Annotated in this window: 23 protein-coding genes and 1 other annotated feature; of the genes, 22 read left to right on the top strand and 1 reads right to left on the bottom strand. The window is 36.6% G+C overall.

All coding sequences use genetic code 11. The features are described 5' to 3' along the window. Positions 1-222 precede the first annotated feature (222 nt). The 22 genes from cysE to tuf all read left to right on the top strand — a co-directional run bounded on the left by cysE (position 223) and on the right by tuf (position 22165). Complete coding sequence (cysE, locus tag ACP7BT_RS06665) at positions 223-864, top strand: serine O-acetyltransferase (protein ID WP_037539113.1); 642 nt, start codon at positions 223-225, stop codon at positions 862-864. After that, a complete protein-coding gene (cysS, locus tag ACP7BT_RS06660; protein WP_002484173.1) occupies positions 848-2248 on the top strand; it encodes a cysteine--tRNA ligase in 1401 nt (466 codons plus the stop codon). Before cysE ends, cysS begins: the two co-directional genes overlap by 17 nt. Before the next feature lies 1 nt (position 2249). Continuing rightward, positions 2250-2636: a Mini-ribonuclease 3 gene (locus ACP7BT_RS06655; RefSeq protein ID WP_011303846.1), complete on the top strand. Its 387-nt coding sequence runs from the start codon at positions 2250-2252 to the stop codon at positions 2634-2636. 7 nt (positions 2637-2643) lie between these two features. Next, positions 2644-3393: a 23S rRNA (guanosine(2251)-2'-O)-methyltransferase RlmB gene (rlmB, locus tag ACP7BT_RS06650; RefSeq protein WP_041079562.1), complete on the top strand. Its 750-nt coding sequence runs from the start codon at positions 2644-2646 to the stop codon at positions 3391-3393. Next, positions 3390-3911: an NYN domain-containing protein gene (locus ACP7BT_RS06645; RefSeq protein ID WP_011303845.1), complete on the top strand. Its 522-nt coding sequence runs from the start codon at positions 3390-3392 to the stop codon at positions 3909-3911. Before rlmB ends, ACP7BT_RS06645 begins: the two co-directional genes overlap by 4 nt. Positions 3912-3985: 74 nt before the next feature. After that, positions 3986-4561 (top strand): RNA polymerase sigma factor, encoded by a 576-nt coding sequence (locus tag ACP7BT_RS06640; protein WP_002484169.1) that lies wholly within the window; start codon positions 3986-3988, stop codon positions 4559-4561. Between the two features lie 130 nt (positions 4562-4691). Next, positions 4692-4835 carry a 50S ribosomal protein L33 gene (rpmG, locus tag ACP7BT_RS06635; RefSeq protein WP_011303843.1) on the top strand — a complete coding sequence of 48 codons (144 nt, stop codon included), beginning with the start codon at positions 4692-4694 and terminating at the stop codon, positions 4833-4835. Between the two features lie 129 nt (positions 4836-4964). Beyond that, complete coding sequence (secE, locus tag ACP7BT_RS06630; RefSeq protein WP_002484168.1) at positions 4965-5144, top strand: preprotein translocase subunit SecE; 180 nt, start codon at positions 4965-4967, stop codon at positions 5142-5144. Between the two features lie 14 nt (positions 5145-5158). After that, positions 5159-5707: a transcription termination/antitermination protein NusG gene (gene nusG / locus ACP7BT_RS06625; protein ID WP_041079558.1), complete on the top strand. Its 549-nt coding sequence runs from the start codon at positions 5159-5161 to the stop codon at positions 5705-5707. Further along, positions 5694-5843 (top strand): hypothetical protein, encoded by a 150-nt coding sequence (locus ACP7BT_RS06620; RefSeq protein ID WP_160279500.1) that lies wholly within the window; start codon positions 5694-5696, stop codon positions 5841-5843. The genes nusG and ACP7BT_RS06620 overlap by 14 nt, the downstream gene beginning before the upstream one ends. Before the next feature lie 319 nt (positions 5844-6162). Next, positions 6163-6585 (top strand): 50S ribosomal protein L11, encoded by a 423-nt coding sequence (gene rplK / locus ACP7BT_RS06615; protein ID WP_002484165.1) that lies wholly within the window; start codon positions 6163-6165, stop codon positions 6583-6585. A gap of 231 nt (positions 6586-6816) precedes the next feature. Then, complete coding sequence (rplA, locus tag ACP7BT_RS06610; protein ID WP_002484164.1) at positions 6817-7512, top strand: 50S ribosomal protein L1; 696 nt, start codon at positions 6817-6819, stop codon at positions 7510-7512. Positions 7513-7595: 83 nt separating this feature from the next. Further along, positions 7596-7743: a sequence feature (ribosomal protein L10 leader region), on the top strand. 78 nt (positions 7744-7821) lie between these two features. Further along, positions 7822-8331, top strand: coding sequence for a 50S ribosomal protein L10 (gene rplJ, locus ACP7BT_RS06605; RefSeq protein WP_002484163.1), 510 nt, complete (start codon positions 7822-7824; stop codon positions 8329-8331). Positions 8332-8372: 41 nt separating this feature from the next. Continuing rightward, entirely contained in the window at positions 8373-8741 is a 369-nt protein-coding gene (gene rplL / locus ACP7BT_RS06600; RefSeq protein WP_002484162.1) for a 50S ribosomal protein L7/L12, read from the top strand. A 225-nt stretch (positions 8742-8966) separates the two neighbouring features. Continuing rightward, on the top strand, positions 8967-9575 hold the full coding sequence (locus ACP7BT_RS06595) for a class I SAM-dependent methyltransferase (protein WP_011303840.1): 609 nt from the start codon (positions 8967-8969) through the stop codon (positions 9573-9575). 198 nt (positions 9576-9773) lie between these two features. Continuing rightward, complete coding sequence (gene rpoB / locus ACP7BT_RS06590; protein ID WP_041079556.1) at positions 9774-13325, top strand: DNA-directed RNA polymerase subunit beta; 3552 nt, start codon at positions 9774-9776, stop codon at positions 13323-13325. 166 nt (positions 13326-13491) lie between these two features. Then, positions 13492-17088, top strand: coding sequence for a DNA-directed RNA polymerase subunit beta' (gene rpoC, locus ACP7BT_RS06585; RefSeq protein WP_002484158.1), 3597 nt, complete (start codon positions 13492-13494; stop codon positions 17086-17088). A gap of 157 nt (positions 17089-17245) precedes the next feature. Next, positions 17246-17500 (top strand): ribosomal L7Ae/L30e/S12e/Gadd45 family protein, encoded by a 255-nt coding sequence (locus ACP7BT_RS06580; RefSeq protein ID WP_002484157.1) that lies wholly within the window; start codon positions 17246-17248, stop codon positions 17498-17500. A gap of 94 nt (positions 17501-17594) precedes the next feature. Continuing rightward, positions 17595-18008 (top strand): 30S ribosomal protein S12, encoded by a 414-nt coding sequence (gene rpsL / locus ACP7BT_RS06575; protein WP_002484156.1) that lies wholly within the window; start codon positions 17595-17597, stop codon positions 18006-18008. Between the two features lie 70 nt (positions 18009-18078). Continuing rightward, the gene (rpsG, locus tag ACP7BT_RS06570) at positions 18079-18549 is read left to right on the top strand and encodes a 30S ribosomal protein S7 (protein ID WP_002484155.1); all 471 of its coding nucleotides are present in this window, start codon (positions 18079-18081) and stop codon (positions 18547-18549) included. A gap of 119 nt (positions 18550-18668) precedes the next feature. Beyond that, positions 18669-20759 (top strand): elongation factor G, encoded by a 2091-nt coding sequence (gene fusA / locus ACP7BT_RS06565; RefSeq protein ID WP_002484154.1) that lies wholly within the window; start codon positions 18669-18671, stop codon positions 20757-20759. 218 nt (positions 20760-20977) lie between these two features. Further along, positions 20978-22165, top strand: coding sequence for an elongation factor Tu (tuf, locus tag ACP7BT_RS06560; RefSeq protein ID WP_002484153.1), 1188 nt, complete (start codon positions 20978-20980; stop codon positions 22163-22165). 574 nt (positions 22166-22739) lie between these two features. Here the strand turns inward: tuf and ACP7BT_RS06555 are convergent. Then, complete coding sequence (locus ACP7BT_RS06555) at positions 22740-23918, bottom strand: M20 family metallopeptidase (protein WP_206260883.1); 1179 nt, start codon at positions 23916-23918, stop codon at positions 22740-22742. Positions 23919-24075: the final 157 nt, after the last annotated feature.

The raw sequence follows: 24075 nt of genomic DNA, 5'->3' as shown, positions 1-24075 counted from the left end.
GTGCGGTAGCTGTGAGCACATCACTTAAATTACAGAATGCACCTTTGTGCAAATAAAGTGAATAACTTAAATGAGAATTATAAGGAATAGACTTGATATCAATCAGTACAAAGTTTGATTTAGGCAATTGCTTATATAAAATGAGAGTGGAACCGTGCAAAAGCACCTCTAACAATAAAGTTAGGGGTGCTTTTTTATAAGGAGGTAGCAACCTTGTTTAAGATGTTGAAAAGAATAAAAGACGATGTAAATATGGTGTTTGAACAAGATCCTGCAGCACGTACAACTTTAGAAGTTGTTACTTCATATGCAGGCGTGCATGCGGTCTGGAGTCATTTGATTGCACATGGACTATATAAAAAGAAAAAATATGTCTTAGCGAGATTAATTTCACAAATTACACGCTTTTTTACAGGTATTGAAATTCACCCAGGCGCTCAAATCGGTAGACGTTTATTCATTGACCATGGCATGGGCGTAGTGATTGGAGAAACTTGTCGAATTGGAGATAATGTAACGATTTATCAAGGCGTTACATTAGGCGGTACGGGTAAAGAAAAGGGAAAACGCCATCCAGATATAGGGGATAATGTACTTATTGCTGCGGGAGCAAAAGTGCTTGGTAATATTACGATTAATTCAAATGTGAATATCGGTGCGAACTCAGTCGTACTTAATACTGTACCTAGTTATTCAACTGTAGTCGGTATTCCAGGACACATTGTAAAACAAGATGGCAGACGTATTGGCAAAACATTTGATCACCGTAATTTACCTGACCCAATCTACGAGCAATTAAAAGAACTTGAAAAACAACTTGAGAAAACAAGAAATGGAGAGATACAAGATGATTACATTATATAATACATTAACGCGTCAAAAAGAGACGTTTGAACCAATTGAACCAGGTAAAGTTAAAATGTATGTTTGTGGACCAACTGTATATAATTATATTCATATCGGAAATGCACGACCAGCTATCAATTACGATGTAGTAAGAAGATATTTTGAATATCAAGGCTATGAAGTCGTATTTGTTTCAAATTTTACAGATGTAGATGACAAATTAATTAAACGCTCAAAAGAATTGGACGAATCAGTTGAAACGATTGCTGATCGCTACATTGATGCATTCTACGAAGATGTAGGTGCGTTAAATGTAAAAAAAGCAACGTCTAATCCACGTGTTATGAATCATATGGATGACATCATTAACTTTATAAAAGACCTCGTTGATGAAGGTTATGCTTATGAAAGTGGCGGCGATGTTTATTTTAGAACACGAAAATTCCAAGATTACGGTAAATTAAGCCATCAATCTTTAAATGATTTAAAAGTAGGCGCACGTATTGAACAGGGTGAACAGAAGGAAGATGCATTAGATTTTACGTTATGGAAGCAAGCTAAACCAGGTGAAATCAGTTGGGAAAGCCCATTTGGTGAAGGTAGACCTGGCTGGCATATTGAATGTTCAGTAATGGCTTATCATGAATTGGGTGCCACAATTGATATTCATGCGGGTGGTACAGATTTACAGTTCCCACACCATGAAAATGAAATTGCGCAATCAGAGGCGCATAACCACGCGCCGTTTGCGAACTACTGGATGCATAATGGTTTCATCAATATAGATAATGAAAAAATGAGTAAATCATTAGGGAACTTTGTTTTAGTACACGACATTATCAAACAAATTGATCCAGATGTATTACGCTTTTTCATGATTAGTGTACATTATAGAAGCCCTATTAATTATAACATGGAACTTGTCGAAGCGGCTAAAAGCGGTTTGGAACGTGTGCGTAACAGCTATCAAGCGATTGAAGAACGTGAAGCAATTGCTACAGATATTGAAGCGCAAAGTGATTATATTGCTGAAATAGATAAAATTTTAGAGCAATTTGAAACCGTTATGAATGATGATTTTAATACAGCGAATGCTATTACTGCTTGGTATGATTTGGCTAAATTAGCAAATAAATACGTGCTAGAAAACACAACGTCTACGAAAGTACTTGGACGTTTTAAAGAAGTTTATCAAATCTTTAGTGATGTACTAGGAGTGCCTTTGAAAGGCAAAGATAGTGATGAACTACTAGATGAAGAAGTCGAAGCGCTGATTGAAGAAAGAAACAATGCAAGAAAAGATAAAGATTTCGCTCGAGCAGATGAAATACGTGATCAACTAAAAGAACAAAATATTATATTAGAAGACACGCCTCAAGGTGTGAGATTTAAACGTGGCTAATATGAATAATAAATTATTAAATCCGTTGACACTTGCTTACATGGGTGACGCTGTCTTAGATCAACACGTGAGAGCATATATCGTTTTAAAATTAAAAGCAAAGCCTAATCGTTTACATCAAGAAGCTAAACGCTACGTTTCAGCTAAGAGTCAAGCGCTGACGCTAGAGTCATTAATGGAAAATGAATGGTTTTCAGAAGAAGAATTAGATATCGTGCGTCGAGGTAGAAACGCTAAAAGTTATACCAAAGCAAAAAATACAGATATTCAAACATATAGAAAAAGTTCTGGGCTAGAGGCAATCATTGGTTATTTATATTTAGAAAAAGAAGATGCACGTTTAGCGGCACTATTAGAACAAATTGTACAAATCGTAGACGAAAGGTAGTGATACTATGGAAGAGATTGTAATTGTTGGTCGACATGCAGTAAAAGAAGCTATTGTCTCAGGACATACTATTAATAAAATTCTGATTCAAGATACTATCAAAAAAGGCCAAATCAACGAAATTTTAAAATTAGCGAATAGTAATAAAATTATAGTTCAATCTGTACCGAAATCTAAAATAGATGGATTGTCAGATTCACCTCACCAGGGTGTTGCTGCTTACATTGCTCCATATGAATATGCGGACTTTGATGCATTTGTTGCGCAACAAAAAGCACAAGATAAATTATCAACAGTATTAATTTTAGATGGTTTAGAAGACCCACATAACCTAGGATCAATCTTAAGAACCGCAGATGCTTCAGGTGTTGATGGTGTCATAATTCCTAAGAGACGTTCAGTTGCTTTAACACAAACGGTTGCCAAAGCATCGACGGGCGCTATTCAGCATATACCAGTAATGAGGGTGACTAATTTGGCTAACACGATTGAAACGCTAAAGGATAACGGCTATTGGATTGTTGGTACTGAAGCTGAAAATTCAACGGACTATAGAGAAATGGATGCTGGCATGCCACTAGGTATTGTGATAGGTAGTGAAGGTCAAGGTATGAGCCGTTTAGTTAAAGAAAAATGCGATTTCTATATCAATATTCCAATGGTAGGTCATGTTAACAGTCTAAATGCATCAGTAGCGGCAAGTTTAATGATGTATGAAGTTTTCCGCAAACGTAATCATATCGGAGATAAAGCATGAAAGATCGTTATTTAATCATTGATGGATATAATATGATTGGACAATCGCAGGAATTAAGTCGTATTGCACAAGATAACCTTGAAGAAGCACGTGAACAATTGCTCATTGCTATAGCGAACTATAACGCAGTCATTGCGGATGAAGTTGTCTGCGTATTCGATGCTTATGAACAATCCGGAGCGCCTACAGAATATATGTATCATGGTGTTAAAACGATTTTTACAAAAGAAAAAGAAACTGCAGATAGCTACATTGAACGTTATGTATATGACTTATATGACAAACATACAAGACATATTACAGTGGTTACGAGCGATATGAGTGAGCAACATGCTATTTTTGGTGCAGGTGCATATCGTGTGTCTTCAAGAGAAATGTGGAGAGATTTAAGAGAAAATGAAATTTCTGTATCGAAAAAGCTAGATGGATTTAATGAACAGAAACCCAGAACGCGTATCGAACTTTCAAATGAAATTCTTGAAGAATTTGAAAAATTAAGACGCGGCGATAATCATTAATTATTATAGCGGAGTTTGATTTTTTCAGTCCAACTGCTGTAATCTTTCTTTACTTCAAGGAAAGGATAACAGTAATGACAAGAAATAACCGCATTCCAACTAACACTTTAATTAATGGAGAAAAGAGAACCAAACCAATCGATGTGCCTGAAATTTTTAAAGTCTTAAGCCCAATGATTCGTAGACGTTTATATCACTTTGCTATACATCCAAACGACCAAGAAGATTTGTGTCAAGATGTGCTCGTAAGATTATACTGTGCATTTAAAAAATTTGATTTCACTGATGACACACCTATTGAGCATTATATAAACCGTGTGATTAAAAATGTAAAAAATGATTATATCCGTAAAAAATGCTATGGCAACCAACGACAAGAAATGCTGGTCAATGAATTTATAGTCAATTATCAAAATAGTAAAACAGAACACCCACTTGATAAACATATATTAGCTTTAGAGATAGGAAGTCAATTACAACAGGGATTAATGAAACTGACGGTCTTAGAAAAAAGTATCGTAATCTGTTTACTAAATGACTTTAAGCCGAAAGAAATTGCTGAAACACTAAATATACAAATCAAAGTGGTTTACAATGCGATACATCGTTGTAAAATGAAATTAAGACGCTATTTAGAAAATGAGAAATAGCGCGTGTTTAATTTAATTGTAACGGTCTGAATATATAGCATATCACGTACAAAGACGTTATTGCCGATTGACAATTGACTTAGAAATTATGTATAGTAGATTGGTATTATAATGAGTAAGGGGAAGACGAATGAAAAAAGTACCATTGAATTGTGAAGTGTGTGGTAATCGAAATTATAACGTTCCCAAACAGAGTAATCTTGCATCTAGACTGGAATTGAAGAAATATTGTCCGAGATGTAATGCACATACGTTGCATAAAGAATCGAAATAACAAACGACATATTAAATTTACAATTGAGTGAATATGCCCTTCCATTTTAAGTTGAGTGTATTGTATTTGCTTGATTTGTTGCATGGAATAAGCAAATAAGGAATAACGAAATATACGGAGGTCTTATAAATGGCTAAAAAAGAGAATTTCTTCCAAGGCGTAAAGTCAGAAATGGAAAAGACAAGTTGGCCAACGAAAGAAGAATTATTTAAATACACAGTCATTGTTGTAGCTACAGTAGTATTTTTCTTAGTATTCTTCTATGCCTTAGACTTAGGAATTGGTAGAATTATAGAGTTAATTAAATAGATAGGAGTGACGACATGTCTGAAGAAGTTGGCGCAAAGCGTTGGTATGCTGTGCATACTTATTCTGGTTATGAGAATAAAGTGAAAAAGAATTTAGAAAAACGTGTTGAATCTATGAATATGACTGAACAAATATTCAGAGTTGTTATACCAGAAGAAGAAGAAACACAAGTTAAAGATGGCAAAGCCAAAACATTAACTAAAAAAACATTCCCAGGATACGTGCTAGTCGAGTTAGTAATGACTGACGAATCGTGGTATATCGTAAGAAATACACCTGGTGTAACAGGGTTTGTTGGTTCAGCTGGTGCTGGATCAAAACCAAATCCATTACTTCCTGAAGAAGCACGCTTCATCCTTAAACAAATGGGCATGAAAGAAAAAACAATCGATGTTCAAATTGACTTAGGTGAACAAGTAAGAATTAAATCAGGTCCATTTGCAAATCAAGTTGGTGAAGTTCAAGAAATTGAAGCGGATAAATTCAAACTTACTGTTCTTGTAGACATGTTTGGTAGAGAAACGCCAGTAGAACTAGAATTTGATCAAGTTGAAAAACTGTAAGGCATATCAGAACGATGGTACTGGTAGAGGTCATACACAACTTGCAAAAGTTAGAAGTATGACTTTATATACATTATGTACAGCTGATTACAGAATTAATTTAGAAGAAAAAGATGAATTTGGCCTCACGTATTAACAGAAGCTAAAAGCTATAGCATTTTTGGTCTTTGCTAATAGTTAAGGAGGCAGTTGCTGGCTAGTTTAAAAAGCCTTTAAAATTAGGGCTCATTAACACTAGTCATCTTTCTCATGTGGGATACGGGCTTTATTGTAGTGATATTAGATTTATGTTCCGTTCCCAAAATTTTACAAATTACCATTGCTTTATGTAATGGGTTAATGTTATAATACTGTGGTCGCGCTCATAGAGCGTTCATTTCGTCACGAAATGTAGAAGAGTGGGAGGACAAAACTGAGTCCTGTGACCACATCACGATATCAAGGAGGTGCACATCGTGGCTAAAAAAGTAGAAAAAGTTGTTAAATTACAAATTCCTGCAGGTAAAGCAAATCCAGCACCACCAGTTGGTCCAGCATTAGGTCAAGCAGGTGTGAATATTATGGGATTCTGTAAGGAATTCAACGCACGTACACAAGAAGACGCAGGTTTAATTATTCCGGTAGAAATCAGTGTTTATGAAGACCGTTCATTTACATTTATTACAAAAACTCCACCGGCGCCAGTACTACTTAAAAAAGCAGCAGGCGTTGAAAAAGGTTCAGGCGAACCTAACAAAACAAAAGTTGCTACAGTAACTAAAGATCAAGTACGTGAAATTGCAAACCAAAAAATGCAAGATTTAAATGCTGCAGACGAAGAAGCAGCTATGCGTATTATCGAAGGTACTGCTCGTAGTATGGGTATCACAGTTCAATAATATAAATTAGTAATGAAAACATAGATTGACGATAGAAGCAGATGACAGAAATGACAAACATGATGACAGCGTTCAATATTGTCGTAATATGAGGAGAAATGTCATTTATTAAGGAATGTTAATTCCTAAGATAAAATACAATTTTGACCTCACTGTTATCTGCTCTTAACTTGTGAAAGCAAGTAAATGTGGGAGGAAATTCCGCTAAAACCACTAAAGGAGGAACATGAAATGGCTAAAAAAAGCAAAAGATATCAAGAAGCAGCTAGCAAAATCGATCGCTTAAAACACTATAATGTTGAAGAAGCTGTTGAACTAGCTAAAGAAACAAACATCGCTAACTTTGATGCATCAGTTGAAGTAGCATTCCGTTTAGGTATTGATACTCGTAAAAATGATCAACAAATCCGTGGAGCAGTAGTGCTTCCAAACGGTACTGGTAAATCACAACGTGTATTAGTGTTCGCAAAAGGAGACAAAGCAGCAGAAGCTGAAGCAGCAGGTGCTGATTTCGTTGGCGAAGGCGAATATGTAGAAAAAATCCAACAAGGTTGGTTTGACTTTGACGTAGTAGTAGCTACACCAGACATGATGGGCGAAGTTGGTAAACTTGGTCGCGTATTAGGACCTAAAGGTTTAATGCCTAACCCTAAAACTGGAACAGTAACTATGGACGTTAAAAAAGCTGTTGAAGAAATCAAAGCTGGTAAAGTAGAATATCGTGCTGAGAAATCAGGTATTGTTCATGCATCAATTGGTAAAACATCATTTGATACTGACAAACTTGTTGAAAACTTCAAAACTTTACAAGACGTATTAACTAAAGCAAAACCTGCTTCAGCTAAAGGTACGTACTTCAAATCTGTTGCTGTAACTACAACAATGGGTCCTGGAGTTAAAGTTGATACTTCAAGCTTCAAACTATAATCTATAAATAAATGAAAAAGGCTGAAAGGTTTACTTTCAGTCTTTAAAAAAATATTGACATTGTACATTAATTTAGTTATATTGGTTAATGTATTATTTTACCTAAGACAGTAGGAGTTAGTAATAACTTAAAATTTGATCCTACCGAGGCTAAAATTGACTTGAACGTGAAGATTTTAGATCTTTCAAGCACTTTTTGCCGTGGGTAGAAAGTGCTTTTTTTATTGGATAATCTGAGGAACTGACGAACGTCAATCAACAGAACTTCAAAATTAAAAGCACCAAACTAAAATCTATGGAGGTGTCTAAATGTCTGCAATCATCGATGCAAAAAAACAAGAAGTTGATATTATTGCTGAACAACTTAAAAACTCAGTATCTACAGTTATCGTTGACTATCGTGGTCTAAGCGTTGCTGAAGTAACTGAATTACGTTCACAATTACGTGAAGCTGGTGTTGAATACAAAGTATTGAAAAACACTATGGTTCGTCGTGCAGCTCAACAAGCTGGTATTGACGGTTTAGATGAATTCTTAGTAGGTCCTACTGCAGTTGCTACTTCAACAGAAGATGTTGTTGCTCCAGCAAAAGTTATCGCAGGATTTGCAAAAGAACATCAAGCATTAGAAATTAAAACAGGTGTTATGGAAGGCAATGTTATTTCTGCTGAAGAAGTTAACACTGTTGGTACATTACCATCACACGACGGTCTTGTTTCTATGCTTTTATCAGTATTACAAGCTCCAGTACGCAACTTCGCTTATGCAGTTAAAGCTGTTGGAGAAGACAAAGAATCAAAAGAAGAAAGCGCTGAATAATTGCGCATAAACTAATTAAAATTAATGGAGGAATATTAAAAATGGCTAATCAAGAACAAATCATTGAAGCAATTAAAGAAATGTCAGTTTTAGAATTAAACGACTTAGTAAAAGCAATTGAAGAAGAATTTGGTGTAACTGCAGCAGCTCCAGTAGCAGCAGCAGGCGCAGCAGCAGGCGGAGACGCTGAAGCTGAAAAAACTGATTTCGATGTTGAATTAACTTCAGCTGGATCATCTAAAATCAAAGTCGTTAAAGCTGTTAAAGAAGCTACTGGCTTAGGATTAAAAGATGCTAAAGAATTAGTTGACGGAGCTCCTAAAGTAATCAAAGAAGCTTTACCTAAAGAAGAAGCTGAAAAACTTAAAGAAGCATTAGAAGAAGTTGGCGCTACAGTAGAATTAAAATAATTCTAGCTTGCTAACAATTCATAATTATATATTGAGGCTTATCTGCGTTGCTTAATGCGACAACTACTTCGGTACGTTGGGATTGAGTGCGCTATAGATAGGCTGATATCTTTGAGAAATGAAAACCCCGTTATCCATATAACGGGGTTTTATCTTATTTGATCAATATCCAATCAAACGGGTATAGTATTAATCTAAGAAGAATTAGATTAAAGAGGTGTAGTCATGAATCATTACTATGATGAAAATCCTGAAGTAGAAAGTGATGAGTTGCTTTTTACGTACTCCTACGATAACCATGATTTAGAACTAATAACAGATTCAGGTGTATTTTCTAAAGGGAAAATAGACTTCGGCTCTGATTTATTAGTGACAACATTTTTGAAAGCATATCCCCCTGGTCCCACGAAGAAAATTATAGACGTTGGTTGTGGCTATGGCCCTATCGGTTTAATGATTGCAAAAGTTTCCCCACATCACGAAGTGACAATGGTTGATATTAACCAAAGAGCACTATCATTATCAAGAAAAAATAAAAAAAGAAACCGTATAGACAATGCTGAGATTATTGAAAGTAATGGTTTATCACAAGTAGAAGATAACACTTATGATTTTGTACTGACTAATCCGCCGATTAGAGCAGGGAAGCAAGTCGTTCACAGTATTTTAGAAGATGCTTTTAATAAATTGAAACAAGGCGGCGCCTTGTATGTAGTAATTCAGAAAAAGCAAGGTATGCCGTCAGCAAAGAAAAAAATGCAAGAAACATTCGATAACGTGGAAGTATTAGAAAAGAGCAAAGGCTACTACATTTTAAGAAGTGTAAAAGGTTGATTAAACAGCTGTATTCTGATATAGTAATAGAATGTAAAAAATTATGTTCAATAAGTGTGTACTTTTACGTATAAATTAACAATGTATATAAAGTGAAATAGAAAATGGTGTCATGAGTATGCTACCGTTTTCTTTTTGTCTAATTATATTGGGTGATTTAGTAAAAGTAAACACGCAATTTTTGAGGGGTGAATCTGTTTGGCAGGTCAATTTGTCCAATATGGAAGACATCGTAAACGTAGAAACTATGCGAGAATTTCAGAGGTATTAGAATTACCGAATTTAATTGAGATTCAAACTAAGTCTTACGATTGGTTCTTAGAAGAAGGTTTATTAGAAATGTTTAGAGACATTTCTCCGATTGAAGATTTCACAGGCAATCTATCTTTAGAGTTTGTAGATTACAGACTTGGAGAACCGAAATATGATTTAGAAGAATCTAAAAACCGTGATACAACGTATTCTGCACCTCTACGTGTTAAAGTGCGTTTGATTATCAAGGAAACTGGCGAAGTAAAAGAACAAGAAGTGTTTATGGGTGATTTCCCATTAATGACAGATACAGGTACATTCGTAATTAACGGTGCTGAACGTGTTATCGTTTCACAATTAGTTCGTTCACCATCCGTATACTTCAATGAAAAACTAGATAAAAATGGTCGTACCAACTTCGATGCTACAATTATTCCAAACCGTGGTGCTTGGTTAGAATATGAAACAGATGCAAAAGATGTTGTTTACGTACGTATTGATAGAACTAGAAAATTACCATTAACAGTATTATTACGTGCTTTAGGTTTCTCTACAGATCAAGAAATCGTTGATCTTTTAGGTGACAATGAGTACTTACGTAATACTTTAGAAAAAGATGGTACAGAAACAACAGATCAAGCGCTATTAGAAATCTATGAGCGTTTACGCCCTGGTGAACCACCTACAGTAGAAAATGCTAAGAGTCTTTTATATTCTCGTTTCTTCGATCCGAAACGTTATGACTTAGCAAGCGTAGGTCGTTACAAAGCAAACAAAAAACTTCATTTAAAACACCGCTTGTTTAATCAAAAATTAGCAGAACCTATTGTTAATACTGAAACAGGTGAAATTGTTGCTGAAGAAGGTACTGTGCTTGATCGTCGTAATCTCGATGAAATCATGGATGTACTGGAAGCAAATGCTAACAGTGAAGTCTTTGAGTTAGAAGGTACAGTGATTGATGAACCTGTTGAAATTCAATCTATTAAAGTTTATGTTCCTAACGATGAAGAAGGACGTACAACGACAGTGATTGGTAATGCATTCCCTGATTCAGAAGTGAAATGTATTACACCAGCAGATATTATTGCATCAATGTCTTACTTCTTTAACTTATTTAGTGGTATTGGCTTCACAGATGATATTGACCACCTTGGTAACCGTCGTCTACGTTCAGTAGGTGAATTGTTACAAAACCAATTCCGTATTGGTTTATCAAGAATGGAACGTGTTGTACGTGAAAGAATGTCTATCCAAGACACTGATTCTGTAACGCCACAACAATTAATCAATATTCGTCCAGTGATTGCATCTATCAAAGAATTCTTTGGTAGTTCACAATTATCACAATTCATGGACCAAGCGAATCCGTTAGCTGAGTTAACGCATAAACGTCGTTTATCAGCTCTAGGACCTGGTGGTTTAACGCGTGAACGTGCTCAAATGGAAGTACGTGACGTTCACTATTCTCACTATGGCCGTATGTGTCCAATTGAAACGCCAGAGGGTCCAAACATCGGACTTATTAACTCGTTATCTAGTTATGCGCGTGTAAATGAATTCGGCTTTATTGAAACACCTTACCGTAAAGTGGATTTTGAAACGAATTCAATCACGGATCAAATTGACTATTTAACAGCTGATGAAGAAGATAGCTATGTTGTAGCACAAGCAAACTCAACATTAGACGAAAATGGCCGTTTCACAGCAGACGAAGTTGTTTGTCGTTTCCGTGGTAATAATACAGTTATGGCCAAAGAAAAAATGGATTATATGGATGTCTCACCTAAACAAGTTGTTTCTGCAGCGACAGCATGTATTCCTTTCTTAGAAAACGATGACTCTAACCGTGCATTGATGGGTGCGAACATGCAACGTCAAGCAGTGCCATTGATGAATCCAGAATCACCATTTGTAGGTACAGGTATGGAGCACGTGGCAGCACGTGACTCTGGTGCAGCAATTGTTGCAAAACGTAAAGGTCGCGTTGAGCACGTTGAATCTAATGAAATTCTTGTTCGTCAACTTATCGAAGAAGACGGTCAAGAATACGAAGGCGAATTAGATCGCTATCCATTAGCTAAATTCAAACGTTCAAATACGGGTACTTGTTATAACCAAAGACCTATCGTTGCTTCTGGTGACGTAGTAACTAAAGGTGAAATTTTAGCCGATGGTCCTTCAATGGAACTTGGTGAAATGGCATTAGGTAGAAACGTAGTTGTTGGTTTCATGACTTGGGACGGTTACAACTATGAGGATGCTGTTATTATGAGTGAACGCCTAGTTAAAGATGACGTATATACGTCTATTCATATTGAAGAGTATGAATCAGAAGCGCGTGATACGAAACTAGGACCTGAAGAAATCACTCGCGATATTCCTAACGTTTCTGACAGTGCACTTAAAAACTTAGATGACCGTGGTATTGTATACGTCGGCGCTGAAGTTAATGATGGTGACATCTTAGTAGGTAAAGTAACGCCTAAAGGTGTAACAGAATTAACTGCAGAAGAACGTTTACTACACGCTATCTTTGGTGAAAAAGCACGTGAAGTTCGCGATACATCATTACGCGTACCTCATGGTGCAGGTGGTATTGTTCTAGATGTTAAAGTCTTTAACCGTGAAGAAGGAGACGATACATTATCTCCAGGTGTTAACCAATTAGTGCGTGTTTATATCGTTCAAAAACGTAAAATTCACGTAGGAGATAAAATGTGTGGTCGTCATGGTAACAAAGGTGTTATTTCTAAACTTGTTCCTGAAGAAGATATGCCATATCTTCCAGACGGCACACCAATCGATATCATGTTGAACCCACTTGGTGTTCCTTCACGTATGAATATCGGACAAGTATTAGAGCTACACTTAGGTATGGCTGCTAAAAACTTAGGTATTCACGTTGCATCACCAGTATTTGATGGTGCAAGTGATGAAGACGTTTGGTCAACAATTGAAGAAGCTGGTATGGCTCGTGATGGTAAGACAGTATTATACGATGGACGTACGGGTGAACCATTCGATAACAGAATTTCAGTCGGCGTTATGTACATGCTGAAACTTGCACACATGGTTGATGACAAACTACACGCACGTTCAACTGGACCATATTCACTTGTAACGCAACAACCACTTGGTGGTAAAGCACAATTTGGTGGGCAACGTTTCGGTGAAATGGAAGTATGGGCACTTGAAGCTTACGGTGCTGCATATACACTTCAAGAAATTTTAACTTACAAATCCGATGATACAGTAGGTCGTGTGAAAACATATGAATCTATTGTTAAAGGTGAAAATATTACTAAACCAGGTGTTCCTGAATCATTCCGAGTATTGATGAAAGAATTACAAAGTTTAGGACTAGATGTTAAAATCATGGACGAGCATGACAATGAAATTGACATGCAAGATAATGAAGAAGAAGATGTCGTTGAACGTAAAGTGGATCTTCAACAAAAAGATGCTCCACAATCACAAAAAGAAGTTACAGACTAATTGCATTTAAGTTTATAAATGAATATGCCGTGAAGAGCTGTGTGCTTAATTAGTGCACACTCTAAGCGGGCATTTCATTATTGATATAGAGCGATCAATCAATTTGCACAGCTAATCTAAATTGAAGGAGGTAGGCTCCTTGATTGATGTAAATAATTTCCATTATATGAAAATAGGACTTGCTTCACCTGAAAAAATCCGTTCATGGTCTTTTGGTGAGGTTAAAAAGCCAGAAACAATAAACTATCGTACTTTAAAACCAGAAAAAGATGGTCTATTCTGTGAAAGAATATTTGGACCTACAAAAGACTGGGAATGTAGTTGTGGTAAATACAAACGCGTACGTTACAAAGGTATGGTTTGTGATAGATGTGGCGTAGAAGTAACTAAATCTAAAGTGCGCCGTGAAAGAATGGGGCACATTGAATTAGCTGCACCTGTATCACACATTTGGTATTTCAAAGGTATTCCAAGCCGTATGGGTCTATTATTAGACATGTCACCAAGAGCGTTAGAAGAAGTTATTTACTTTGCTTCATACGTTGTTGTTAATCCAGGACCAACTGGATTAGAGAAAAAGACATTATTATCTGAAGCTGAATTCAGAGAATACTATGATAAATTCCCTGGTAAATTCACAGCTAAAATGGGTGCTGAAGGTATCAAAGAATTACTTGAAGAAATTGATTTAGATGCTGAACTCAAGCACTTACGTGATGAGTTAGAATCAGCTACTGGTCAAAGACTTACTCGTGCAATTAAACGTTTAGAAGTTGTTGAATCATTCAGACATTCTGGTAACAACCCAGCATGGATGATCTTAGACGTACTTCCAATTATCCCACCAGAAATCAGACCAATGGTTCAATTAGATGGTGGACGTTTTGCGACAAGTGATTTAAATGATTTATACCGCCGTGTTATCAACCGTAACAACCGTTTGAAACGTTTATTAGACTTAGGTGCTCCTGGCATCATCGTACAAAATGAAAAACGTATGTTACAAGAGGCTGTTGACGCACTTATTGATAATGGTCGTCGTGGCCGTCCAGTAACTGGTCCAGGTAACCGTCCATTAAAATCACTTTCACACATGTTAAAAGGTAAACAAGGTCGTTTCCGTCAAAACTTATTAGGTAAACGTGTTGACTATTCAGGTCGTTCAGTTATTGCAGTTGGACCTAGCTTGAAAATGTATCAATGTGGACTACCTAAAGAAATGGCACTTGAATTGTTCAAACCTTTCATTATGAAAGAATTAGTTCAACGTGAAATTGCGACAAACATCAAAAACGCGAAAAGTAAAATTGAGCGCATGGATGATGAAGTATGGGATGTATTAGAAGATGTTATTAAAGAACACCCAGTTCTTTTAAACCGTGCACCTACACTTCACAGATTAGGTATCCAAGCATTTGAACCTACACTTGTTGAAGGTCGTGCGATCCGTCTACATCCACTTGCTACAACAGCTTATAATGCCGACTTTGATGGTGACCAAATGGCTGTTCACGTACCATTATCTAAAGAAGCTCAAGCTGAAGCGCGTATGTTAATGTTAGCAGCGCAAAACATCTTGAACCCTAAAGATGGTAAACCAGTTGTTACACCATCACAAGATATGGTATTAGGTAACTATTACCTTACATTAGAGCGTAAAGAAGCAGTGAATACAGGTACGATTTATAATGATACGAACGAAGTACTAAAAGCTTATGCAAATGGCTACGTTCACTTGCATACAAGAATTGGTGTACACGCAGCATCATTCAATAATCCTACTTTCACTGAAGAACAAAACAAAAAAATCTTACTCACGTCTGTTGGTAAAGTAATATTTAATGAAATCATTCCTGATTCATTTGCATATATCAATGAACCAACACAAACGAACTTGGAAAATAAAACACCTGAGAAATATTTCATTGCACCAACTGAAATTGGTGAAGAAGGCTTGAAAGCTTACTTTGATGAACAACCGTTAATCAAACCTTTCAATAAGAATTTCCTAGGAAATGTTATTGCAGAAGTGTTCAACCGTTTCAGCATCACTGATACGTCAATGATGTTAGATAGAATGAAAGACTTAGGATTCAAGTTCTCATCTAAAGCAGGTATCACTGTTGGTGTATCTGATATTGTGGTACTACCAGACAAACAAGATATCTTAGATGAACATGAAAAACTCGTTGAAAAAGTAACGAAACAATTTAATCGTGGTTTAATCACTGATTTTGAACGTTACAACGCAGTAATCGAAATTTGGACAGATGCCAAAGATCAAATTCAAAACGAATTGATGGGCTCACTAGAAGAAACAAACCCTATCTTTATGATGAGTGACTCTGGTGCCCGTGGTAACGCGTCTAACTTTACACAGTTAGCAGGTATGCGTGGACTTATGGCTGCGCCTTCTGGTGAAATTATCGAATTGCCAATCACGTCTTCATTCCGTGAAGGTTTAACAGTGTTAGAATACTTCATCTCTACTCACGGTGCGCGTAAAGGTCTTGCGGATACAGCACTTAAAACAGCCGATTCTGGTTATCTTACTCGTCGACTTGTTGACGTTGCTCAAGATGTTATTGTACGTGAGGAAGATTGTGGTACTGACCGTGGTTTACTTGTTTCAGATATCAAAGAAGGTACTGAAATGATTGAACCATTCATCGAACGTATTGAAGGTCGTTATTCTAAAGAAACAATTCGTCATCCAGAAACAAATGAAGTAATTGTTAATCCTGACGAATTAGTAACTGCAGAAATCGCTAAGAAAATTACTGATGCTGGTATTGAGGAAATGTATATCCGTTCAGCATTTACATGTAACACACGTCATGGTGTATGTGAAAAATGTTACGGTAAAAACCTTGCAACTGGTGAAAAAGTTGAAGTTGGTGAAGCAGTTGGTACAATTGCTGCCCAATCAATTGGTGAACCAGGTACACAGCTTACAATGCGTACATTCCATACAGGTGGTGTAGCAGGTAGCGATATCACACAAGGTCTTCCTCGTATCCAAGAGATCTTCGAAGCACGTAATCCTAAAGGTCAAGCCGTGATTACTGAAATCGAAGGTGTTGTTGATGACATCAAATTAGCGAAAGATCGCCAACAAGAAATTGTAATTAAAGGCGCTAATGAAACGAAATCTTATCTAGCTTCTGGTACTTCAAGATTGAAAGTAGAAGTTGGACAAAGTGTTGAACGTGGTGAAGTTCTAACAGAAGGTTCAATTGAGCCTAAGAACTATTTATCTGTATCAGGTTTAAATGCAACAGAAAGTTATTTACTAAAAGAAGTTCAAAAAGTTTACCGTATGCAAGGTGTTGAAATCGATGATAAACACGTTGAGGTTATGGTTAGACAAATGTTACGTAAAGTACGTATCATTGAAGCTGGAGATACTAAGTTACTTCCAGGTTCATTAGTAGATATTCATAACTTTACTGATGCCAACCGTGAAGCATTTAAAGAACGTAAACGTCCTGCAACAGCTAAACCAGTATTACTAGGTATTACGAAAGCGTCTCTTGAAACTGAAAGCTTCTTATCAGCGGCTTCATTCCAAGAAACAACACGTGTACTTACTGATGCTGCAATTAAAGGTAAACGTGATAACTTACTCGGTCTTAAAGAGAATGTTATTATCGGTAAATTAATTCCAGCTGGTACAGGTATGAGACGTTATAGAGATGTTGAATACGATAAAGCTGCACCAGAAACTGAAATTGTAGAAGAAGTGCAAACTACTGAAATATAATTTTGAGTTAAATAAACAAGGTGGTCGGAATGCGATTTTCGATCACTTTGTTTTTTAATTATTTTTGCAAAATTATTGGATTTAAAGTTGACTCAGCAGTAATGAAAATGTTATTATTATTAAGGTTGATGCAAGCAGAACTTTGGAGGATATTTATATGTCTAATGAAAAAGTTGCACGCTTTAACAAACAACATTTTGTTATTGGTCTTAAACAAACGCTCAAAGCTTTGAATAAAGATCAAGTTACATCATTGATTATCGCTGAAGACGTAGAAGTTCATCTTATGACTCGCGTGTTGAGCCAAATCAATCACAAACACATACCTGTTTCATTTTTCGAAAGCAAACAAGCTTTAGGGAAATATGTAGGTATAAACGTTAATGTAGCTATTGTTGCATTATTAAAATGAGATTAGTAAGAATGATTCTTACTAAATTTTATTTACCCTTAAAATGAACCACCTGGATGTGTGGGATTATAAATGAGGAAAGGAGGAACTAATCATGCCAACTATTAATCAATTGGTACGCAAACCAAGACAAAGTAAATCAAAAAAATCTGATTCACCAGCATTAAACAGAAATTTTAACAGTAAAAAGAAAAAATTTACTGATTTAAATTCACCACAAAAACGTGGGGTTTGTACTCGTGTCGGTACTATGACACCTAAAAAACCTAACTCAGCGTTACGTAAATATGCGCGTGTTCGTTTGTCTAACAACATTGAAATCAATGCGTATATCCCTGGTATCGGACATAACTTACAAGAACACAGTGTTGTACTTGTACGTGGTGGACGTGTAAAAGACTTACCTGGTGTACGTTACCATATCGTACGTGGTGCACTTGATACTTCAGGTGTTGATGGACGTAGACAAGGCCGTTCATTATACGGAACTAAAAAACCTAAAAAATAAGTTTAAGATTGCGTAAATTTTCGCTATAAAATTTAAAATTATACTATAATAGGAAGGGAGGATTTACATTATGCCTCGTAAAGGATCAGTACCAAAAAGAGACGTATTACCAGATCCAATTCACAACTCTAAATTAGTTACAAAATTGATCAACAAAATTATGTTAGATGGTAAACGTGGAACAGCACAAAGAATTCTTTATTCTGCATTCGACTTAGTTAAAGAACGTAGTGGTCGTGAAGCAGTTGAAGTTTTCGAAGAAGCTATCGATAACATCATGCCAGTATTAGAAGTTAAAGCTCGCCGTGTAGGTGGTTCTAACTATCAAGTACCAGTAGAAGTTCGTCCAGAGCGTCGTACTACATTAGGTCTTCGTTGGTTAGTTAACTATTCGCGTCTTCGTGGTGAAAAAACTATGGAAGAACGTTTAGCTAACGAAATCTTAGATGCTGCTAACAACACTGGTGGAGCAGTTAAGAAACGTGAAGACACACATAAAATGGCTGAAGCTAACAAAGCATTCGCTCACTATCGTTGGTAGGATAGTAGCTTTTTCCCTGAGCATGTTCCACAAAGATAGTTTACTATCACCGGTGCGTGTTTAGGGCATCGCCATATTTAAAGTATTTATTCGCAGTTATACTGGAAGGAGAAAAATACATGGCTAGAGATTTTAGTTTAGATAGAACTCGTAATATCGGTATCATGGCTCACATCGATGCTGGTAAAACAACTACGACTGAACGTATTCTTTACTATACTGGACGTATCCATAAAATTGGTGAAACACACGAAGGTGCTTCACAAATGGACTGGATGGAACAAGAGCAAGACCGCGGTATCACTATCACATCAGCTGCAACGACAGCAGAATGGGATAACCACCGTGTAAACATCATCGATACACCTGGACACGTAGACTTCACTGTTGAAGTTGAACGTTCATTACGTGTACTTGATGGCGCAGTAACAGTATTAGATGCACAATCAGGTGTTGAACCTCAAACTGAAACAGTTTGGCGTCAGGCAACAACTTATGGTGTACCTCGTATTGTTTTCGTTAACAAAATGGACAAATTAGGTGCTAACTTTGAATACTCAGTAAGCACAATTCATGACCGTTTACAAGCTAACGCGCAACCAATTCAGTTACCTATCGGTGCTGAAGATGAATTTGAAGCAATCATCGACTTAGTTGAAATGACATGTTTCAAATACACAAATGACTTAGGAACTGAAATTGAAGAAATTGAAATTCCTGAAGATCATAAAGAAAGAGCTGAAGAAGCTCGTGCAGCATTAGTTGAAGCAGTTGCTGAAACTGACGACGAATTAATGGAAAAATATCTTGGTGATGAAGAAATTTCAATCCCTGAATTGAAAGCTGCTATCCGTAAAGCAACTACTGATGTAGAATTCTACCCAGTTCTTGTTGGTACAGCATTCAAAAACAAAGGTGTTCAATTGATGCTTAATGCAGTAATTGATTATTTACCTTCACCATTAGATGTTAAACCAATTATTGGTCACCGTGCTGATAATCCAGATGAAGAAGTTATCGCAAAAGCTGATGACAATGCTGAGTTCGCTGCTTTAGCGTTCAAAGTAATGACTGACCCTTATGTTGGTAAATTAACATTCTTCCGTGTTTATTCAGGTACATTATCATCAGGTTCATATGTTAAAAACTCTACGAAGAACAAACGTGAACGTGTAGGTCGTTTACTACAAATGCACGCTAACTCTCGTCAAGAGTTAAACACAGTATATTCAGGAGATATCGCTGCTGCGGTAGGTCTTAAAGATACTGGTACTGGTGATACTTTATGTGGTGAGAAAAATGACATCATCTTGGAATCTATGGATTTCCCAGAGCCTGTTATTCACTTATCAGTTGAACCAAAATCTAAAGCGGACCAAGACAAAATGACTACTGCTTTAGTTAAGTTACAAGAAGAAGATCCTACATTCCATGCACACACAGACGATGAAACTGGACAAGTTATCATTGGTGGTATGGGTGAGCTTCACTTAGATATCTTAGTAGACCGTATGAAGAAAGAATTTAACGTTGAATGTAACGTTGGTGCGCCAATGGTTTCATACCGTGAAACATTTAAATCATCAGCTGAAGTTCAAGGTAAATTCGCTCGTCAATCAGGTGGTCGTGGTCAATATGGTGACGTTAAAATTGAATTCTCACCTAATGAAACAGGTGCCGGTTTCGAATTCGAAAACGCTATCGTTGGTGGTGTAATTCCACGTGAATACATTCCATCAGTTGAAGCAGGTCTTAAAGATTCAATGGAAAACGGTGTATTAGCTGGATATCCTTTAATCGATATTAAAGCTAGATTATTTGATGGTTCATACCATGATGTCGATTCATCAGAAATGGCCTTCAAAGTCGCTGCATCATTAGCACTTAAAGAAGCTGCTAAAAAATGTGATCCAGTTATCTTAGAACCAATGATGAAAGTAACAATCGAAATGCCTGAAGAGTACATGGGTGACATCATGGGTGACGTAACATCTCGTCGTGGACGTGTTGATGGTATGGAACCTCGTGGTAATGCACAAGTTGTAAATGCTTATGTACCACTTTCAGAAATGTTCGGTTATGCAACATCATTACGTTCAAACACTCAAGGTCGTGGTACTTACACTATGTACTTTGATCACTATGCTGAAGTTCCAAAATCAATTGCTGAAGACATTATCAAGAAAAACAGTGGTAATAAAGCTGAATAATTAAACTTGTTTTGTAGGACAACTGTCTGTACAATACATGTAAAGCTTAATTATGTGGCTTGTAGTTTTATTAATTGATTTTTTGGGAAAAATGCATTATAAAGGTACTGTATGGTCCTTTATACCAAAAAATAAAACAATCTTCTCATGATGGTGAGAAACTGTCATGAGAGATAATTTTAAAAATTTATTTTCTAACGAATAGGAGAGATTTTATAATGGCTAAAGAAAAATTTGACCGCTCAAAAGAACATGCCAATATTGGTACTATTGGTCACGTTGACCATGGTAAAACTACTTTAACAGCTGCTATCGCAACTGTATTAGCAAAAAATGGTGACTCTGTAGCACAATCATATGACATGATTGACAACGCTCCAGAAGAAAAAGAACGTGGTATTACAATCAATACTTCACACATCGAGTATACTACTGACAAACGTCACTATGCTCACGTTGACTGCCCAGGTCACGCTGACTATGTTAAAAACATGATCACTGGTGCTGCACAAATGGACGGAGCTATCTTAGTAGTATCTGCTGCTGATGGCCCAATGCCTCAAACTCGTGAACACATTCTTTTATCACGTAACGTTGGTGTTCCAGCATTAGTTGTATTCTTAAACAAAGTTGACATGGTTGACGATGAAGAATTATTAGAATTAGTAGAAATGGAAGTTCGTGACTTATTAAGCGAATATGACTTCCCAGGTGACGATGTACCTGTAATCTCTGGTTCTGCATTAAAAGCTTTAGAAGGCGACGCTGACTATGAGCAAAAAATCTTAGACTTAATGCAAGCTGTTGATGACTTCATTCCAACACCAGAACGTGATTCTGACAAACCATTCATGATGCCAGTTGAGGACGTATTCTCAATCACTGGTCGTGGTACTGTTGCTACAGGCCGTGTTGAACGTGGTCAAATCAAAGTCGGTGAAGAAATCGAAATCATCGGTATGCAAGAAGAATCAAGCAAAACAACTGTTACTGGTGTAGAAATGTTCCGTAAATTATTAGACTACGCTGAAGCTGGTGACAACATTGGTGCATTATTACGTGGTGTTTCACGTGATGACGTACAACGTGGTCAAGTTTTAGCTGCTCCTGGTACTATTACGCCACATACAAAATTCAAAGCGGATGTTTACGTTTTATCTAAAGATGAAGGTGGTCGTCATACACCATTCTTCACTAACTACCGCCCACAATTCTATTTCCGTACTACTGACGTAACTGGTGTTGTTAACTTACCAGAAGGTACTGAAATGGTTATGCCTGGTGATAACGTTGAAATGGATGTTGAATTAATTTCTCCAATCGCTATTGAAGACGGTACTCGTTTCTCTATCCGTGAAGGTGGACGTACTGTTGGATCAGGCGTTGTTACTGTAATCAACGAATAATATAATTTTCTATCTTTGATAGATTTTTAAGAGGCTCCTTAGGGAGTCTCTTTTTTCATAGAACCCCTTATTCAGTTTCTGAATTAGGGGTTCTTAGTGCATTAGCTGTTAGCTAATGTAAACAAAATCAATTCAGTTTCAGAATTAAGGGGCTTAATGCATTAGTTGGTAGTTAATGTAAAAACAGGCGACGTCACTTAATAGTGACATCGCCTGTTTTGATTTATCTTTATATAATGGAATACATTTGCTTATGCGAATGCATAAGTCTTACTAATTCAGTACAGCTGAAAAGTAAGACTATAAAGTCATGTAATGACTAAGCTAGTAAGGTTTACTTGAGCTAAAGCTCATGCATAAAAGCACCTAAGTCATGCAATGACTAAGGCTAGTAAGGTTTACTTGAGCTAAAGCTCATGCATAAAAGCACCTAAGTCATGTAATGACTAAGGCTAGTAAGGTTTACTTGAGCTAAAGCTCATGCATAAAAGCACCTAAGTCATGTAATGACTAAGGCTAGTAAGGTTTACTTGAGCTCAAGCTCATGCATAAAAGCACCTAAGTCATGCAATGACTAAGGTGCTTTAACAATTACGTTTTCGAGTTCAAGGATTTTTAGGAATTCGCATGCTGCATATTTCATTGCCTTTTCATCAATATTGAAGTTCGGGCTATGATGTGGGTGTGTAGTCTCTTTTTCTGGATTACCACAACCAGTTAAAAAGAATGCGCCAGGGCGAACTTTTAAATAGTGTGAGAAATCTTCACCAATCATCATTAACTCAGATTCATAGAAACGTAAATTCATCTCATTTGCAGCTTGTTTAACAATTTCATAATTATTTGGATGATTGTGTACAGGTAGGTAGCCTTTAACATAATCCAATGTATAAGTAATATCATTTGCTAGAGCAAGACCTTGCAATAATTTGTCCATTTTAGTGATAATATGACTTTGGACTTCTGTATCAAAGGTACGAACGGTGCCTTTACAGAAAGCAGAGTCAGGAATAATATTGTCGGCTGAACCTGCTTGAACCATACCATAGCTTATTACAGCTTGTTTAACTGGATCAATTGTTCGTGAGACAATCTTCTGAGCACTCATAATGAATTCTGCCATAATAACTACTGGATCAACCGTTTCATGAGGTTTAGCACCATGGCCGCCTTTACCTTGAATGGTGATATTAAATTCATCGGGAGATGCCATCATAGCACCAGGACGTGAATAAATCATACCTGTTGGATAACCTGTCCATAAATGATTACCATAAATTTTGTCTACGTTGCTGAGACAACCATCATCAATCATTTCTTGTGAGCCGCCTGGCATAATTTCTTCACCATATTGAAAGATTAATACAACATCACCATTTAGTGAGGATAAATGATTCTCAATAATTTCTGCCACACCAAGTAAGATTGCTGTATGACCGTCATGGCCACATGCATGCATGGCACCTGGATTTTTAGATTTATATGATACGTCTGTTAATTCATCTATTGGTAAGGCATCGAAGTCGGCACGTAAGGCAACTGTAGGGCCATCACCCTGTCCTTTGAATGTTGCAACAATACCATTTCTACCAACTGGTGTACGTATCTCGCAAGATAATTGACTTAATTGATTCATGATAAAGTCATGTGTGTGATGTTCTTCAAATGATAATTCAGGATATTGGTGTAGATAACGACGTACTTGCACCATCCTACTTTCTTTTTGTTGTGCTAGTTGAAACCAATCAAACAACTTCAACCCTTCTTCCTTCAGCATTTTCATCCATTATATCATTTTACGTGTAGCAACTGTAGGTACAAATAATTAACAATGCTATTAAATTGTAGAAAACGCTTTCTAATATATCATTATTCTACTTTCCACAATTTAAAAAATAGGTTATGATTAA

This window comes from Staphylococcus sp. Y174-1 (assembly GCF_049897865.1).
In the GTDB taxonomy this organism is placed as follows: domain Bacteria; phylum Bacillota; class Bacilli; order Staphylococcales; family Staphylococcaceae; genus Staphylococcus; species Staphylococcus saprophyticus.
The sequence above is the reverse complement of the archived record's forward strand: the minus strand, read 5'-3'. Positions and strand labels throughout refer to the sequence as shown.